Source organism: Collinsella tanakaei (assembly GCF_016902615.1).
Taxonomy (GTDB): domain Bacteria; phylum Actinomycetota; class Coriobacteriia; order Coriobacteriales; family Coriobacteriaceae; genus Collinsella; species Collinsella tanakaei_A.
This window is the reverse complement of sequence record NZ_JACJMB010000043.1, coordinates 1-17,069: the sequence shown is the minus strand read 5'-3', so window position 1 is coordinate 17,069 and position 17,069 is coordinate 1. Positions and strand designations below refer to the sequence as shown.

At 64.1% G+C, this 17,069-nt stretch carries 13 protein-coding genes, 1 tRNA gene and 1 pseudogene; 6 read left to right on the top strand and 9 right to left on the bottom strand.

From position 1 onward, the window contains the following. Positions 1 to 117 precede the first annotated feature (117 nt). On the top strand, positions 118 to 1,239 hold the full coding sequence (locus H6A21_RS10025) for a DNA/RNA non-specific endonuclease (protein ID WP_204562601.1): 1,122 nt from the start codon (positions 118 to 120) through the stop codon (positions 1,237 to 1,239). A 269-nt stretch (positions 1,240 to 1,508) separates the two neighbouring features. On the opposite strand, the gene H6A21_RS10020 is transcribed toward H6A21_RS10025, so the two are convergent. Both H6A21_RS10020 and H6A21_RS10015 read right to left on the bottom strand, forming a co-directional pair. Continuing rightward, positions 1,509 to 4,025, bottom strand: a complete 2,517-nt coding sequence (locus H6A21_RS10020; protein ID WP_204562600.1) for an S-layer homology domain-containing protein — start codon at positions 4,023 to 4,025, stop codon at positions 1,509 to 1,511. A 140-nt stretch (positions 4,026 to 4,165) separates the two neighbouring features. Then, positions 4,166 to 5,140 carry a DUF3089 domain-containing protein gene (locus tag H6A21_RS10015; protein WP_204562599.1) on the bottom strand — a complete coding sequence of 325 codons (975 nt, stop codon included), beginning with the start codon at positions 5,138 to 5,140 and terminating at the stop codon, positions 4,166 to 4,168. Between the two features lie 100 nt (positions 5,141 to 5,240). Here H6A21_RS10015 and H6A21_RS11335 point away from each other — a divergent pair. The 4 genes and pseudogenes from H6A21_RS11335 to H6A21_RS10000 form a co-directional block, all read left to right on the top strand. Continuing rightward, positions 5,241 to 5,888: pseudogene (locus tag H6A21_RS11335) on the top strand (DUF6442 family protein); the annotation flags it as partial. A gap of 34 nt (positions 5,889 to 5,922) precedes the next feature. After that, positions 5,923 to 6,129, top strand: a complete 207-nt coding sequence (locus tag H6A21_RS10010) for a helix-turn-helix transcriptional regulator (RefSeq protein ID WP_342636101.1) — start codon at positions 5,923 to 5,925, stop codon at positions 6,127 to 6,129. Between the two features lie 449 nt (positions 6,130 to 6,578). After that, positions 6,579 to 7,316, top strand: a complete 738-nt coding sequence (locus H6A21_RS10005; protein ID WP_204562598.1) for a DUF3658 domain-containing protein — start codon at positions 6,579 to 6,581, stop codon at positions 7,314 to 7,316. A gap of 1,006 nt (positions 7,317 to 8,322) precedes the next feature. Further along, positions 8,323 to 9,534, top strand: a complete 1,212-nt coding sequence (locus H6A21_RS10000; RefSeq protein WP_204562597.1) for an ATP-binding protein — start codon at positions 8,323 to 8,325, stop codon at positions 9,532 to 9,534. Positions 9,535 to 9,785: 251 nt separating this feature from the next. Here the strand turns inward: H6A21_RS10000 and H6A21_RS09995 are convergent. The 7 genes from H6A21_RS09995 to H6A21_RS09965 form a co-directional block, all read right to left on the bottom strand. Further along, positions 9,786 to 9,862 (bottom strand) — tRNA-Met (locus tag H6A21_RS09995). Positions 9,863 to 9,988: 126 nt separating this feature from the next. Then, entirely contained in the window at positions 9,989 to 10,183 is a 195-nt protein-coding gene (locus H6A21_RS09990; RefSeq protein WP_204562596.1) for a hypothetical protein, read from the bottom strand. Positions 10,184 to 10,185: 2 nt separating this feature from the next. Continuing rightward, positions 10,186 to 11,115: a cytochrome c biogenesis protein CcsA gene (gene ccsA, locus H6A21_RS09985; protein WP_204562595.1), complete on the bottom strand. Its 930-nt coding sequence runs from the start codon at positions 11,113 to 11,115 to the stop codon at positions 10,186 to 10,188. Between the two features lie 122 nt (positions 11,116 to 11,237). Then, positions 11,238 to 11,942: a heme exporter protein CcmB gene (locus H6A21_RS09980; protein WP_204562594.1), complete on the bottom strand. Its 705-nt coding sequence runs from the start codon at positions 11,940 to 11,942 to the stop codon at positions 11,238 to 11,240. A gap of 1 nt (position 11,943) precedes the next feature. Continuing rightward, complete coding sequence (locus tag H6A21_RS09975; protein ID WP_204562593.1) at positions 11,944 to 12,723, bottom strand: ABC transporter ATP-binding protein; 780 nt, start codon at positions 12,721 to 12,723, stop codon at positions 11,944 to 11,946. After that, the gene (locus H6A21_RS09970) at positions 12,713 to 14,854 is read right to left on the bottom strand and encodes a heme lyase CcmF/NrfE family subunit (RefSeq protein WP_204562592.1); all 2,142 of its coding nucleotides are present in this window, start codon (positions 14,852 to 14,854) and stop codon (positions 12,713 to 12,715) included. The genes H6A21_RS09975 and H6A21_RS09970 overlap by 11 nt, the downstream gene beginning before the upstream one ends. Positions 14,855 to 14,930: 76 nt before the next feature. Continuing rightward, the gene (locus H6A21_RS09965; protein ID WP_204562591.1) at positions 14,931 to 15,599 is read right to left on the bottom strand and encodes a cytochrome c maturation protein CcmE; all 669 of its coding nucleotides are present in this window, start codon (positions 15,597 to 15,599) and stop codon (positions 14,931 to 14,933) included. 173 nt (positions 15,600 to 15,772) lie between these two features. Between H6A21_RS09965 and H6A21_RS09960 the strand changes: the two genes are divergently transcribed. Next, positions 15,773 to 16,564, top strand: a complete 792-nt coding sequence (locus H6A21_RS09960; RefSeq protein WP_204562590.1) for a type III pantothenate kinase — start codon at positions 15,773 to 15,775, stop codon at positions 16,562 to 16,564. The last annotated feature ends 505 nt before the right edge of the window (positions 16,565 to 17,069 follow it).

Here is a 17,069-nt window from a genome sequence, read left to right as displayed (position 1 = left end):
GTACTAGACACGCGTCCGCGCCCCCGGCGGCATCCGCCCCCACCGCAGCCGAACGACCCCCTAACCGCCCATCGGGGGTACAATTCAACCAATGGTTACATCGGCAGAGGGGGCGCTATGTCGGCGGTCCGTCTTCTCATAGCTGTCGCGATCTCCCTCGCGCTCGCCTTATCCGGCTGCACCGACACGGGCGCCGATGCCCCCGGAGAACCATCGACGGGATCCGCCATCGCCGCATCAGGGGGACCTGCGCCTTCGGCGCAGGCACCGGGCAGCGACCCTGCACCCCTGCTTCCCGCTGCGACTGCGCAAGCGGACAAGGACTCGGAGCCCGAACCTGAGCCCGAGCCCGCCACGTCGCCCGCCGCGGGCTATCTCGCCTGGGACGCCTCGCTGTATCCCGACTACTACGCCATAACGGGCACCGCCGCATATGATGCCGGCGTGCAGCCAGGATGCGAATCGTACGGCCCGCTCGATTCCCTCGGGCGCGCGACGGGGGTGACCGCATGCATCACGAGCGCGCAGCGCGCCGCCGCCCGTGCGGACGATCGCGACGATGGCGGCACCTCCGATATCGACCCGTCAGGCTGGCCGTCCGATAACCTGATCTCCACCATCCCCGGCATCACCGAGCGCGACTACCGCGGTTACCTCTGGAACCGGTCGCACCTGCTCGCCGACTCGCTCGGCGGCGACTATGTCGCGGAGAACCTCATCACCGGCACGCGCACCCAAAACGTCGGACAGCGCGACAACCAGGGCGGCATGGCCTATTGCGAGACCCGCGCCCGCGACTACCTCGATTCCCATCCGGACGGCTGGCTCTACTACCGCGTCGAGCCCGTCTACGAGGCAGACGAGCTCATCGCCCGGGGCGTATGGGTCGACATGCGATCCGACGACGGCTCCATCGACGAGCGCGTGTTCGTCTTCAACGCCGCGAACGGCTACGAGATCGACTACACCGGTGCATCTCACACCGGATGGACCTCCACGAGCGTCGAGACCCCGGCACCCAGCGAAACCGCACCCGCAGCCCCCGCCGACGCATCGACCCCCGCGGCGTCCGAACCCGCGGACGCGACCTACATCCTCAACACCAACACCGGGAAGTTCCACCTTCCCGGCTGCTCGTCGGTCAAGCAGATGAGCGATAAGAACAAGCAGCCCTTCTCTGGGACCCGCGACGAGGCCATAGCGCAAGGCTTCAGCCCATGCGGCCGATGCAACCCATAGCCTTTTCGCCCAAAACGAACCCGCAGGGCCTCCGGGCGCGCAGCGCACGTAGCAGACGGTGAAGGCGGCTCCCACCCCGAAGCGAGCGTCACGACCCGGCGATCGCGCCGCGAGACGCCCTGTGCCCACGCCATCACGGCGGGCGCAAGCGAGCTCTTGATACGCATGCGGCCTCCCGTCCTGATTCGGACGGGAGGCCGCACAACATGTGGGGCGCCGCCATCATCCACGGCGGCGCATGCCCCTTACGGTCGCAGGGACGCCGGCGGTCAGCCCTTGGCCAACACGCCCGCGTCGATGGCGTTCAGAATCATCTTCGCCATCTCGGCACGCGTGACGTCGCGCACGGCATCGAGCGTGAGCGTGCCGTCCTCGCCCTCGACACCGCCAATCACGCCGGTCTCTGTGGCCCAGGCCACAGCCGGACGAGCCCAATCGGTCACAGCGTCGCCGTCCACATAGCTATCGAGCACCGAGGTGTCCTGTTCGGAGAGGTCGGCGCCGGCAGCGTTGGCGATAATGCGCGCGAACTGCTCGCGCGTGAGGGGATCGCCCACGCCGAACTTGTCGGAGCCGTCGTACCCGTTGATGAGCTTGCCCTCCACGGCCCAGTTGACCGCGTTGGAATACCACTCGCCCTGCGCGACATCGGGAAGGTCGGCAGCCGGGGCATCCGTTGCGCCCTCGCCCAGCGCGTTCCACAGGACCATGGCGGCCTGCTCGCGCGTGAGCTCGTGCTCGGGCCCGAACACGCCGTCGCCGTAGCCGCCCATGATGCCGAGCTCGGTCGCGCGGATGACCGCATCGTGGTACCAAGCGTCCGCCGGCACATCGGAATACGGCCCATCGGCCGGCACGGCGTACGCCTTGATGGAGGGGTTGTCGATGTCGATGACACCGCCCAGCGCCTCCGAAGTCCCCTCGGTCATGTCGGACCAGTCCGACCATTCGCCCGAGACCATCATGAAGCTCTCGCCGGCATTCACAACGCCCTTGAAATACCCGGGCACCTGCAGCTGGATGGCATCGTGGGTCGCCGTGGCGAGCCACTCCCCCTTCGTGGCGAGATAGGAGTCGACATCCTCGTCGGTCGCGTCCGGGTTCTGCTCGCGGTACTCCGTCTCCAGCTGATTGACGAGCTGGCTCCTCAAGGCGTGCGTGGACTCCTCCTGCTGCTCCAGCTGGCTGATGACCCGACCCCTGTAGGCCTCATTGAATGCGGCCTGCGCGAGGATGTAATAACCGTCGGGACCCTGCATGGTCACGACCACCGAGAAGCGCTCACCCTCGTCGAAGTGCAGCTTGGCGCGGTCGGCTTCGGGGATCGCGACCAGATGGTATCCGCCGAACTCGTAGGTCTCCTCGAGCGTCAGCGCCAGTTCGCCATCGGTGGGGTCGGCGGCATCGTCGGCAAGGCGGTACACCTCGTAGGTCACCTTGGTCTGAGGCGTGGAGGTCTCGCACGAAAGGCTCGTCAAGTCCTGCGGCTCGGCGGCGGTGAACACGTTGGCCGCGCTCGCCTCGCCGTCGTAGTGCAAGGCGTTCGCCTGCTCCGTCGGCAGGTAGTCGTACTGGTTGACGATGTACTGACCGTTCAGGTCCGTCTCTCGCCCGGTCACATCGAAGTCAAAGGCCTCGACCGTGACGATGGACTGGTCGTAATACGACAGGTAGAAATAGCCGTTGTCGCCCCATGCGAACTTGTTGGGAAACTCCCCGTCCGCAGAGCCCCAGCTGTTCTTGACGATCCATGCGCCATCGGCAGGGGGCTGGTGCTCCGCGTTGAAGTTCTCCTTGGAATAGGAGTCGTCCCAGCCCACGATGGTCACCATGTGGTTGGGGACAGCCGGCTCATAGGTGTAATGCGCCCAGGTCTCGGGATTGATGTAGGCGTTCTCCGATGCCTGGCCGGGCATGGACTGGTCGCCATGGAAGCTGACGGCCAGGGCGCGCCCCGCGAGAATCTGCTCCTTCATCGCGGTCGTGGCCAGCTCGTTGTACGTATAGGAGGCGCCGTCGCTGCTCAGCGTCGCGGGCGAGGGCAGGATGTAGGACTCCTCGAGCGCGGCGACGGATGTGCCCCTCAGGCTCTCGGCAAGCGACCAGGTGCCCTGATCGGACCAGAACACGCCGCTCTTGTCCACGATCCCCTCGTCGTTTTTATACGGCGCGACCGATTCGCGCACCGGGCCGATGCCGCTCGAGAACAGAGACGTCGCATACGTCGAGTATCCGGTCCTGTTATATGTGGCGTTTTCCAGCGGGTACCCCAGATGGTCCTCCGCCGTCACCGGGTCCAGAAGCGCATCCGTCTCGGTCAACGCGTTATAACCGCCCTCGCCGCCCTGGTTATCGTAGCTGTCGGAACCCACAGGGATGTGGTTCGAGGTGAAATAGGCCAGATGGCGCTCGGAGAGGTCCAGCCCGGTGTCGGCGTACGTCTCGCCCCGCTCGGACAGGATGCTCGTCTCGGATGCCGCGATCGCCCCGAAGCCCCAGCACGTCCCCCAGGGATTCTGGAACTTGACGGGGGTCACCACGCCGAGGTCGCGCAGGTCGTACGCAGAGGGCAGGACGTCTTCGGCCGTCTGCAGACGGATGGTCTCGGCGTTCGCGCTGAAGTTATAGGCATCGTTCGTCCTCGCCGCAAGCTCGCCGTCCACGTCGAGCCCCAGCGCGGGCTGGGCCATCACGCCGAGTGCCGCCGTGGCGACGCCCAAGGCGCATGCGCCGCAAAGAATCAGGGAGCGCGTACGCTCCTTCCAGAAGCCGACCGTATGCATCATGCTGGCCTCCCTTTCTCCCAATCTAGCCGTGGCCGAGACGCGGTCACGCGGTTTCACCATCTTAGCAAACGGGAATCAGCGGAATGAAAAGTTAGACAACCGGTTGCATTTACACTCCGAACGGCGCGCCGTCGCCCCGCCTACCGCTCGGAGAAAAACGCAGCCGTCCGGTCCTTCACGTTCTTTTGCAGGTTGCGGTAGAAGAACTGGAAGTCGAATCGATGGAACACACCGGGCTCGAAAATCGAAAGGCCCGGCGTGTAGTCGTCAGATGACACGTCGGGCACCTTCAGCGTCCCGCGCTCCTCATCGATATACGCACCTGTAAGCCGGGGCACCTCCTCGACGATCGCCCCCGTGCGGTCGGTGAAGCATGCGCCCTCGTTAAGGGCCTTGTCGGCAAACGTGCCATCGGTTTTCCAGTTGAGCGGGTTGATGGCGAGGGTCTTGGTCCCCGCGGGGACCAGCAGCGAGCCCGTCGTGGCGGGCGACTCGCTGTTGAACGAGACGATCACGCCCGTGTCCCTCTCGCCCTGGGCCATCTTGAGCTGAGGGAACTTCTCGACCTCCTCCTCGGTCACGCGCCAGCCGATCGCATAGCAGGCAACGAGGCGATCTTGGAGCGCCGGGTCGTCGAAGCAGTCCTTCATCAAGCGGATGCACAGGTCGGCGCCTTGGGAGAAACCGGCCAAGACGATGGGGCGACCGTCGTTGTAGTGCGCGCAGAAGTATTCAAAGGCCGCGCGCACGTCGGCGTAGGCGATCTGCAGGTAGGGCTCGCGCCCCTCCTCCGGCATCTCGTACACGTTGAAACCGATCTGCTGGTAGAACGGGGCGAAAAAGCGATTGCCCCCTGCCGTGCCATCCGGGTCGTAGATACCCTTCTCCATGTTGACGGCACCCAAGAACCTCTCTTTGGCCTGCTCGTCAGATAGCGGCATGTTGAAGGTGTCATCCGTTCCCTCGAACGTCGAGGGGCAGACGAAGAAGACGTCGACATCGGCATCCGTCGCTGCGGCATCCGTCTCGAGATACGCCCAGTTCGACACCTGGGCGTAATCGGTAACCGCAGGAACCGCAACCGACGTCGAGCCCGACCGGGAACCTGCCGTCACCGAGCCCGCATCCTGATGGGCCGCCGGGACGCATCCGCACAGGGCGGCAAGCACGCACAAAATCGAAGCGACGACGGCAAAACGCTGCGAACATCTGCTCATGGCGATACCGGGCCGCCGAAATCGTCGGCTTTTGCCCCGACGCGGCGCGCCCGCCTCCTCCCTGCTCGACCCCAACCTCATCCCCGAGTGTAGCAGAGCTCTACACCCCGCGCGCACCCATGGGGCGTGCGGGCGCCTGCGGGCCCCCGGCGGCACCGTGCAGCAGGCCGTTCGCATTACCGGGCCCCCGCCCGAACTCACATCGCGGCCTGACGGGATGCGTGGGTCCAGGACGCCCTCCCGACAGGGAAAGCGACGGCGCAGAGAGAGTTCGCCACCGAAAGCCGCTCTCGGGCCGCCGGAAGCCCTCCGCGCAAGGGTCCTTCCGCTTCCAGTACATGGTAATCTGGAGGCCGATATGGACCGGGAAGAGATTCTGTCCCAGAGTCGCAAGGACAACCTGTTGCTGGACGAACGCGACCGCCGGATCGCAGACCAAGCGAGCACCTGGGGAGCGATCGGCATGGGAGCCGTCCTTGTCGTGGTCTCCTTCATCCGGATGGCGATCAAAGGCGAAGAGCCGTATGACCTGCTCGCCATAGAGCTCGGTTACCTCGCCGCCGCGAATGCGTACAGATGGAGTGCAACCAAGGAGAAGAAATCCCTTCTGATAGCGATCATGTACGCCACCCTCTCTCTGGGATGGCTGTGGTTCTACGCGACCGGGGACTCATGCGCCCGTGAAGGAGTCGCCGGTACTGAAAAACCGCCTCAGGGAGGCGCGCCGCGCGCGAGGGCTCTCACAGACGCAACTCGCCAAGATGGTGGGCGTGTCCCGCAACACGATCAGCTCCATCGAGACGGGCCAGTTCAGCCCCACGGCCAAGCTCGCCCTTGTCATCTGCATCGCCCAGGACAAGAAATTCGAGGACCTGTTCTATTTCTGATGATGCCTGGAACTCGATACCCGGGCGCTCCCATGTCGGCCTCGGCGCCAGCGAGCGCGCGCCTTGGCCTAAACCCTGCGGAAGAAACAGGAAACTCGGAGGCTATACAACCATTCGAGTCGCACAGCCGTCCGAACTTCTTTGTAGCGCAACCGCCGCAACGCAATTACTTGGCCCGATAAGCAGAAGCGGTCTGGCCCATAACAAAAAAGAGGACATCTATGCAGAACGCATCGGGCACATCTCCGCAATCGCCGTCGCCCTCATCACGGCAACTCTTTGCGGCGCGCCTTCTCGTTCTCTTGCAGATAGCCTCGAAACAATCTCAAGCACGTACCACATAGAAAGCAACCGGCTGGCAAAGGCGCCGCGCCGCCGATCTTGAACGGAATTGAGCCTTATAATTACAACTCGCCAGATGCCTACTCTTAAATTGAATGCGATACATCATGCTGGAAATATGTCTCGATGCCAATTGGTATGCGGCTCTGCGTTCGGCACAAGCTGAAAGATGCCCCCTGGACAACATCGTGGCCTTTGAAGACTGTCTGACGTTTGGCGATATCTCCGACCTTTCGGCATGCGCCCGAATGGCACAGCTTGGGCGATGGGGAATCTCGGTCAATGAAGGCTTTCACAATCATCAGCAGCAGTTTTACGAACATGTTCCTCAGGAGTCTTCGATACGGATCTGGACAGGCAACCTGCCTCACCAGATACTTGCGATGTCGCTCGCCTGCGCCCTGGCACGCACGGACGCAACGGTGATGCGCATCCGGAATACAGCTGAGCAGTGGCTTCTGGACAACAGGCGCCCCCTCGATAGACTTGATGAGTTCATACGAGATGCGCAACCTGTCGACCGAGCAGCCCAAGCGGCAATTTGGAAACGGCTCGTTCGGGAAAATAGCGATCTCAGAATCGTCTCGGGCGGCATACCGCAAAGCGTCGAGATCGACGTATTCGACTCCGTTATTTCCCGCGAGCTCGCGCAGGGAGGATGGGACGGTTCCGCGCAGCGGGCTTATGAGATCGCAGGCGCGTGCGCAAATCAAGCTGGCGGTATGCTAGCTCCCGAGTTTTTCTCTTGGCGGATCCGGCACCTATTGGACCGGGCGAGAGATGAGGGTGCAACAGGAAGCAAAGGAGGCAAGGGCACGCCCGTTACGCCCTCGCATGGGCAATAGCCCGCCGGCAACACGAGCGGTTCAACCTCAACCAGAAGCCCATCGCACCCCTTTTGCCCCGGCGCCACATCGAGGAGGCTTTTCGACTCCGGGAATAGGGCGATTCGATGTCCATCCATCGCCTTCCCCAGCAAGAACCGAAAACCCGCATATCGCGGCGAACGGCATGTCTTCCGCCTCCAAAAAAGCCACCGGACTTGTCCGATGACCCTGATGTTCTTGGTCGCGGGGACAGGATTTGAACCTACGACCTTCGGGTTATGAGCTCGGCGGATGCGGCATAGCGCCGATGGAATGACTGTGGCGTCTTCAACACGGTTTATTTGAATCGTCTCTTGTAATTTGTCATAAAGCTTTGAGAGTACTTGATGAGTTTTGGTAATGATTCGCAATACTTTTGTAATCGATGCCAGCGTTCTGCCGCAAATGTTGCAGGAAAGACGATAGCCACAACGCCGATGAGTCGTCATAAGGAGCTCCGTGACCCGCACGGCTTCTCGAGACGGCAGCGCGCACACTTCGTCGAGCACGGCATCGGCCACAAGGCGTCGAGCATGACGATGGACGTCTACACCTGCGCCATCGGCGGGAACGACCGCGGTGCCGCAGGCCTCATAATCACCACGCCACGTTTACTTGATGCGAAAAAGCCTCGTCGAACTTCCGGTTGTAGAGCAGTGCCGCGATGGGCACGAGAGCGCCCGCGCCAAGCGGACCACAGTGTGCGCCGCCGCTTCTGAGGCGCCCTTTTGCCGCCGCTCGTACTGCCGGATGGTTCTTATCGGCACCTCGGCCAGCTCAGTGAGCTCCGTGCTGCCCCCCCCTGGAAGTATGTCAGAGCAATACACGTAGGCGATATGTGATGCGCCGCAAGGCTGATTCCACGCCTTAATACATCCAGTTTGTTGGATAGATTTTCCAGTTTACGGCTATTCGTCTAGACAGATGGATACAATAAGGATGTTTTCTTAGTTTATCTATTTGGTTGGACAGATTGGACTCGCCCATGACAAACCAGCCAGTCATCGTCCCGCGCCCCCAGGCAACCGAATGGCTTCTCCGCTGGAAGGACCGTGACGTCATCAAAGTGGTGACCGGCCTGAGGCGCTGCGGCAAGTCAACCGCGCTCAAGCTGGCCCAGCAAGCCCTTGTCGAATCCGGCGTGAGCGAAGGATCGATCGTCTCGATCGATCTTGAGCGCATGGGCTTTGCCGCTCCCACCACGCCGCAGGAGCTCTACGATTGCGCCGTCGCCCGCATCGGCTACCCGAGCTGCTACGTGTTTATCGACGAACCCCAGCGCATCAAGGGCTTCGAGCGAGCAGTCGACGCGCTGTACGCACGCGAAGACTGCGACGTTTACATCACCGGCTCGAACTCCGATCTGCTCTCAAGCGAGCTTGCCACGTTGCTTACCGGCCGTTATGTTGAGTTCCGGCTCCTGCCGCTCTCGTTCGCGGAGTATCGCGGCGCCCGCTGCGCCTTTGCGGAGGGCGCGGACGACACCGAGCTGCTCAACAGCTATCTCTCGCTGGGGGGCATGCCGTACGCCTCCCTGCTGCCCACCGAGGACGTGTCCGAGTACCTTGACGGCGTGCTCAACACCATCCTCGTCAAAGACGTGGCAACGCGGCACCCCCGCATCAGCATGCCAGTCCTGCGCGCGCTTCTCGCCTTTCTCGCCGATAACGTGGGAAATCGCTTCTCGCTCAAAACGATTGCGGACACGCTGACGGCCAACGGCTCAAAAGTCTCCCCGACCACCGTCGGCGAGTACCTCGACGCGCTCATGGAGTGTTACCTCATCTTCAAGGCCGACCCCTATGATGCCAAGGGTCGGCGCCTGCTGCAGCAGGGGGGCAAATACTATCTCGGCGACCTTGGCTTCAGACATCTGCTGCTCGGACGTGACGGCAGCGACCTCGGACACCGTGTGGAAAACGTCGTGTACCTAGAGCTGCTGCGGCGCTACCACACGGCGCGCGTAGGGCGCGTGGGAGATTTGGGGATCGACTTCGTTGCCGAACGCGAGGGCAAGCCGCATTATTACCAGGTCGCGCTGTCCGTACTGGACGAGGCGACGCTGCGTCGTGAGCTGCGTCCACTCGAGCTGCTGGGGGACGCCTACCCCAAGACGCTGCTCACCCTGGACCGCATCGGTGCGACGGACCATAACGGCATTGAACAGCGCAACCTCGTTGATTGGCTGCTGGAGTAGGCCGGGGGGGGCGCTCCTCGGCAGCAACGCCGCAGCGTTCGCACGAAACGTGTACCGGTGCAGACTCGTGAGACTTGAGACGTGAGCGAAGTTGAGTACACGGTCGGACTAAGTGGCTGATCTTATCGGCGGTCGTCGGGAAGCGTGCCCGGCGGCCGCCGAAGCTGTATACGTACATCCTGATGTATATCTAGGCCTATTGGAACGAAAAAAAAACTCGGAGGCCAAATGACCTCCGAGCTGCAAGTTCTTGGTCGCGGGGGCAGGATTTGAACCTACGACCTCCGGGTTATGAGCCCGGCGAGCTACCAGACTGCTCCACCCCGCAATGTCTGGTTGCGCCTTCGCGCAAGAAGATATATTACGAACCCGATGCCCTCTCTGCAAGGTTTTCGTTAGGTGCAGAAGAAACCTTCACATTTCCGTCACATTGCAGAAAGGCCGGGCATGCGGCCTATCGCGCGTCCTTCTCCTCACGACGCTTGAGCGCCTCGCGCAGCGTCTCGATGTCATCGGACGTGTGCTTCGCCCGGCGCGAGAGCACCAGCACGTACACCATCAGCACGAGCCAGATGCCCACATACGCACCGATGACATACGGAGCGGCGGGCAGAACGGTCGAGTAGACCTCAGCAAGAATCGGATCCATGGCTAGTCCTCCTTAGCCTGAGAGACATCGGTTGCAGTGGCATCATGCCTTGGCGTGGCGCTGTCGTCATCTGCCGGCGCGGCATCGGCATCGCCCGCCATCATGTGCGCACCCGTGGCGCGCAGACGCCCGAGTGCCTCGTCGGCGGCAGCGCGGCTCGCCTGAGCGTCCTGCTCCTCGAGAGCGCGCTTCAGCTCCTCGACCTCAAGCGCATCGGCGTTGATGCGGTGCGCGATGCGATAGAGCGCGAAGGCGACGAGCAGCATGCCGAACAAGCCGAGCAGAAACGGGATGAGCATCATCGGCGGCAGGCCGGAGTCGGTCCTGAACACTACCGGATGGATGGAGCTCGGCACCAGACGCGTGATCATGAACGAGATGGGCGCGTCGATGAACGCCACGATGCCGAACACGGCGCAGAAGCGTGCACGGCGCTCGGGGTCGTCGATGGCGTTGCGTAGGATGAAGTAGCCGATCACGAGCAGCATCAGGATGAAGTACGTCGTCAGGCGCGGCTCCCACACCCACCAGACGCCCCACTCGAAGTACGTCCACAAGTCGCCGGAGATCATCGTGGCGACGATGAACACGAGCACGACCTCCATGGCGGTCTTGGAGCGCACATCGTAGGCGCGGTCCTTCGTCATGAGGAAGCGCACGGCGAAGAAGGCCGCGAACGCCATGACGGCAAACGATGCGACGGCCACCGGCACGTGCAGGTAGAAGATCTTCTGCGACAGCAAAAGCTTCGTCGTCACCTGCATGCCGCCGATCACCGTCGGCTCGGAGAGCTGCGCGCCCTGCACGAGCGGGGCGAGCGTGAACGTCCACACGACGTCGACGGCAACGAGCACGGCACCCACGATGAGCGCAACCGGCAGCAGGCGCTCCAGCGTGCCTCGTGCCCCGGTATGGGTTGAAGGACTGTTCAACGGTATCCTCCCTTACGAAGTTATCTCGTATGAACATAACGGCTCTATAGTAGCCGATTTGCCCGACGCAGGCGCCCATGCGGCGACACGGCACCCGCGAGCAGCCCCGCTGTCCGCGCCTCCTACGCGTCGACCACAAACTCGTAGAGACCCCAGGCGGTGGCGATCATGATCACGTCGTAGACCGCAGCGACCGCGCAGGAGGTCCAAAACGTCCCGAACGTGCCCTCCACGCCCAGAAATGCCACGGTCGTGGCCGACACGCAGGCGTATAGCAGCGGGAAGATCACCGGGATGAAGAGGATCGCCAACAGCACGTCGCGCCCGCGCGTGTCGATCGTCATCGTGGAGAGCAGTGTGCCCACGCCCGCCACGCCGACGGTGCCCACAAACAGCGGCAGCGCGATCATGGGCGTCGTCGCGGCGAGCTCTGCCCCAGACAGGAAGAACAGAAAGAACAGCGGCAGCACGATAACCTCGACCACCGCCAGAAACAGCAGGTTCGAGGTGGCCTTCGCCAAAAACACCACGGCGCGGTCGATGGGCGCCAGAAGGATCCCCTCCAGGCAGCCCGACTCTGTCTCGTGCGAGAAGCTGCGATTCAGGCCGAGCAGGCTCGTGAACACGATGAGCGCCCAGAGCAGGCCGCCGGCGAATTGGATGACCTGCAGCGTATCGCCCACCTGCGCGAGTGCCGCGCCGTAGATCGTTAGCACGAGCAGCGCGTAGACGGCCATTGAGGTGAGCATCTCGCGGGTGCGCAACTCCGCCCGGATGTCTTTCATGAGCAGGGCTCGGTATTGCGAAAACGACGACGGGCACGCCATATCAGGCCACCCCCATTCCCACGGTCGCAAGGTACAGGTCGCGAAACGCCCCCGCGTCGATCTGGTCCTTCTCGGCGCAGACTACCACCTGGCCGCGCGCCAGGATGAGCGCATGCGTGCACATCTGGTAGCCCTTCTCCAAATCGTGACTCACCATGATGAACGTGCGGCCGTCGCGCACCCGGCCGATGAGCTCGTCGAAGAGCTCAGCCGCGTGCGGGTCGAGGCCGGAGTACGGCTCATCGAGCAGCACGAGATCAGGGTCCATCACGAGCGCTCGGGCGATGGAGAGGCGCTGCTGCATGCCGCGCGAGAACGTGCGCGCGCAGTCGTTGGCGCGGTGATCGAGCTCCACCAGGCGCAGCAGCTCGTCGATCCGCTCGCGGTTGGGTTCGCCCTCGTAGAGCGAGCTGAAGAACTCGAGGTTCTCGCGCGCCGTCAGGTCGCCGTAGAGCATGGACTTGTGCGAGATGAGGCCGATGCGCGAACGGAGGGCATCGGGCTCCTCCAACGCGTCGACCCCGAGGATGCGCAGGCTGCCGCGCGTAGGGCGCGACAGCAGCGCGAGCATGCGCAGAAGCGTCGTCTTGCCCGCGCCGTTCGGCCCGAAAATGGAGAGGAAGGCGCCCGCGGGCACCGCCAGGTCCACGCCGTCGAGTCCACGGCGCGCCCCGAACTGCTTGATCAGGCCGTGCGCCTCGACGGCAAGCTCGGACGCGCACGCGCGGGCGGCGCTACCCGCACCGGCCGCACTACCCGCGCCCCGCGCCTCACGCGGCATGGGAAGCACCCTCCTCGCGCGCACGATCGTCGGCCGCCAGCAGCGGCGTGGCGCGGCGCGGGGCGAACGCGAGCACGATGCCGAGCACGGCCACGCCCGCGCCGATCCAGTTGAGCATGATGAGCGGGTTCACCTTCACGTGGATGGAGAGCGACCCGTCGGCGTTCAGGCCCTGGAACGCCACGAAGAGGTCCTCGAGCGGGAAGCTCAGCACGCTCGCATGCAGCGTCTGCTGGCCGGTGTTGCTGGCAGAGGCCTCCATAGAGGGCGAGATGTGTCCGAGCGCAGCCCCCGAGGCAGCGTCGTACACGTCGATGTCGACCTGCTTGATCATGTTGTCGTTCGCGTCGGCGTACTCGGAGGTGCCGGTGAACTCGAGCTCGTAGGCGCCCACCTGCGCGCTTTGGCCCTCGGTGGCATCCAGGTTGAGCGTAACCTCGCGCACGTACATCGACGAGCCCACAAGGCCCACGAGCACGATGGCCACGCCGAGGTGCGTGAGGTAGCCGCCCGCCTGCGCCGGCGAGTGGCGGAACAGGTTGAAGACAGCCATGACCGGGTTGTCGCCCTTGTTGCGCATGCGGGCCGACACGCCGCGCGCCAGCAGGTAGGCGGAGCTCGCGAACAACAGGGCCGCTGCGAGGAAGGCCGCCACCGTGAGCGCGAAGTAGTACGCCTTGGGGCCCTGTTCGGTAAGCGCAGCCGCGGCGTCTCCCCCATCCGCCACGATCTGGTCGTAAAGCGGGGCGAACTTCGTCACGAACAGCGCCATGAGCGCGCAGAAGAGCACCGCGCCGAGCACCGCCGGCACGCGCATGTTGCGCGCGAAGGCCGCACCGTCGGTCTTGCGCCAGCCGAGCATGGGGCAGACGGCCATGAGCAGGCAGAAAAGCGTGCCCACCGGGCGCGCCACGGCGTTGTAGGCGCCCGCCGCGATCACCTGGCCGCCGAGCGGCAGGATGCCGGGCAGCGAGCTCGACACGGTGAGGTAGGCGCAGAGGATCGCCGCGACGACCATCACGATGTTCGTCAGGTAGTACGAGCCGTTTTTGGAGATCATGGACTCGATCTCGTCGTTATCCTCATACGAGCCGTGGCGATAGAGCAGGCCGATGAGAAAGGCGAGGCCGGAGAGCACCATGATGCCCAAGAAGAAGTAGGTGGACACCGGGTCCTCGGCGAAGGCGTGCACCGACTGCACGAGGCCCGAGCGGGTGATGAAGGTGCCAAGCACCACGAAGATGAACGTCAGCGTGGCGGCGAACATGCTCCAGCGCTTGAAGCAGCCGTGCTTGCGGTACATCGTGAAGCTGTGGATCATGGCCACGGCGGTGAGCCAGCTGAACAGGCTCGCGTTCTCCACAGCGTCCCATGCCCAGAAGCCGCCCCAGCCGAGCACGACGTAGGCCCACACGGCGCCGAGCGCCATGCCGATCGTCAGGAAGATGAAGGAGAACACCGCGATGCGGTCGGTGAGCTCAACCCAGCGCGCGGACATGTCGCCGCAGATGAGGGCCGCCATGGCGTAGGCGAACGGCAGCGTGGCGCCGGCGTAGCCGACAAAGGTCGCAGGCGGGTGCAGAATCATGGCCCAGTGCATGAGCAGCGGGTTCATGCCGCCCACGGGCGAGACGAGTGTGCCGTCGGCGTTCAGGTACTCCGGCGCGGTCGCCATGAAGGGGTTGTTGGACTCGGAGAAGACGAGCGTCGCGGTGAAGAGGGCGCAGATGACCTCCGTCACGCCGAGCGCCGCCGAGGAAAGGTCGTCGGTCACGCGCATGCGGCGCCACGCCACCACGGCAGCGTAGATCGAGATGAGCCAGGTCCACAAAAGCAGCGAGCCCTGACGCCCGGCCCACACGGCCGACACCTGGTAGAGCGGCTTCAGGGTGCTGTCGGTCTTCGGGAAGTTCGACACCACGTAGGCAAGGCTGTAGTTCTCGGTCAAAAGGCACACGAGAATGATGCCGATGCAGGCCGTGAGCAGCAGCGCGTTGGCGAACACGAGGATATAGCCCAGGTTCACCAGGCTCTCGCGGCGGCGCTTCACGCCCGCGAACAGGCAGACCGCGGACACGAGCGCGATGACGAGCGCCAGGATCTGCAGCGCGTTTCCAAGTGTAGACATCATCGGGATGATTCCCCCTTCATCCGTAAAGCCCGCCCCGAAACCGGGACGGGCTCGCATAGGTACATGATGGCGCGTGCTATTCGGAGACCGCCTCGTCGATAGCGGGCTGCTCGGCGGCGGTGAAGGTGCCGTCTTCACCGAGCGAGCCCGTGATGACCACGGCGCAGCCGTCGACGATGTTCTCGTCGAGACCGCCGTCGTAGCGGACCTTCAGCGTGGCGCCCTGCGACTCGATCTCGAAGCGGTAGTCGGCGTCGACCGCCTGGATGTCGCCGCGCACGTAGCCGCAGACCTTGGTGTCCTTGCCGACCATGGCCTCTCCCTGGTCGAGCAGGCCCTTGACGGTGAGCGATCCCTCGGCGCTCTCGTACTTCGATGGGCACTTCGTGACCATCTCGGTGGCGTTCAGCATCCCATCGGTCACCGTGCCGGTGCAGATGGCCACCACGCCCGTGCCGAACGTCGCGGGCAGCGCGCCGTCGTAGCTCACGGTGAGCTCCTGCGCGGCGTCGCCGTCCTCGGGCGCGATCTCGAAGATGGCGCGGGACCCCTCACTCGTAAGCGAGTCGGCGACCACCGAGCCGGATACCTGGACCTTCTTGCCCTCGTATCCGCCGCCCAGCACATCGCCGATGGAAAGCGACGACGCGGAGCCGCCGCTGCCGGCGATGGCCACGATCACGAGCATGGCGATGACCACGATGCCGCCCACGACGACGAGGCGGCGCTTTGCCTTTTTGTTCATACCTACTCCAAGCAGGAAATCAGACACATTGAGTACCGGTATTTGCCAACTGCCAAGTATACAATGGGCGAAAGCCTGGAGGAATGCGTCGGCCTATTTAAGATTGACGCTCCAGCGAAACGGTACACACCCGCGCGGCGCCGCGCCGCGTCTTTCCTTTGATTGGATGGCACATGGTTCTCGCAGTTGACATGGGCAACACCCAGACCGCACTCGGCCTGTTCGATGGCGACGAGCTCGTGCATTCTTGGCGCATGCCCACCGACCGCACGTTCACGAAAGACGAGATCAACGTGCGCCTGCAGGGCTACTTCCGCATGTACGGGCTCGGTCTCGCCTGCGTGGACGCCATCGCGTTCGCCGGCGTGGTCCCACAGCTCACCCGCGAGTGGGAGGGTGTGGCGCGCCAGCTCGGCAGCGCGTTTCTGGCAGTCGGGCGCGACACGGCGGCTGTCACGTCGGTGAAGGCCGACAACCCCCTCGAGGTCGGCGCCGACCGCATCGCCAACGCCGTGGCTGCGGCTGCCTTCTACGGCTCGCCTGCCATCGTGGTCGACTTCGGAACCGCGACGAACATCGACGTCGTCGACGCGCAGGGCAGCTACATCGGCGGCACCATCGCGCCGGGCATCCGCATATCCATGGATGCGCTCGTGGCGCGCGCGGCGCAGCTCGGCAGCGTGTCGCTCGAGACGCCCGACCACATCATCGGGCGCAACACCATCGAGGCGGTGCAAAACGGCATCGTGACGGGAACCGCCTGCATGGCGGAGGGGCTCGTGGCGCGCATCAAGACCGAGCTCGGCGCGCCGGACGCGCGCGTGATCGCGACCGGCGGCCTCGCGGGCACGGTCGCCCAGGCGACCGACGCCTTTGACGTCGTGGACCCGCTGCTCACCCTGCGCGGCATCTGCGAGATCCACCGCCGCATGACCGAGGGCGTCGCGCAGCCCGCCGAGAGCTGACGGCGAAGTCCCACTCTTATATACACAGCTTCCGGAGTACGCGCCCCTGTGCGGCAGCCGACCGCCGCACAGGGGCGCGGTCGTTGCGCCACCCCGAGCCGCTCCTCTACGACGGTATTAGGCGCCCTTAACAACGACCCCGGAAAATGGGCACCTGCGCGCGGGGCAAAAACCCAGTTGGAGGGGATGCGGAAGGCGCCCTGCTGACCGGGTCCCGCCAGAGGGGACCTAATACCGGAAATGCGGAGCACATCCCGGGCGGGCGGCCTCCTTTGCGGACCCGCCCCCGACACACGCAGGGCCCCGGCCGCCTCAACACTGAACTGCGCCCCAAATCTTGGACATGGAAATAAAAGTCCGAGAGATGGGAGGCTTTCCATGCACGTCGACCTGCGGTGCAGGCACGACCGCAAGCTCAGGGAGCTCGCCGCCGACATGTTCGCGGAGGGGCGGGGGCGGGGATCCGTCGCCAAGGTCCTCGGGATCCCGGAGGAGGCCGTGAGAA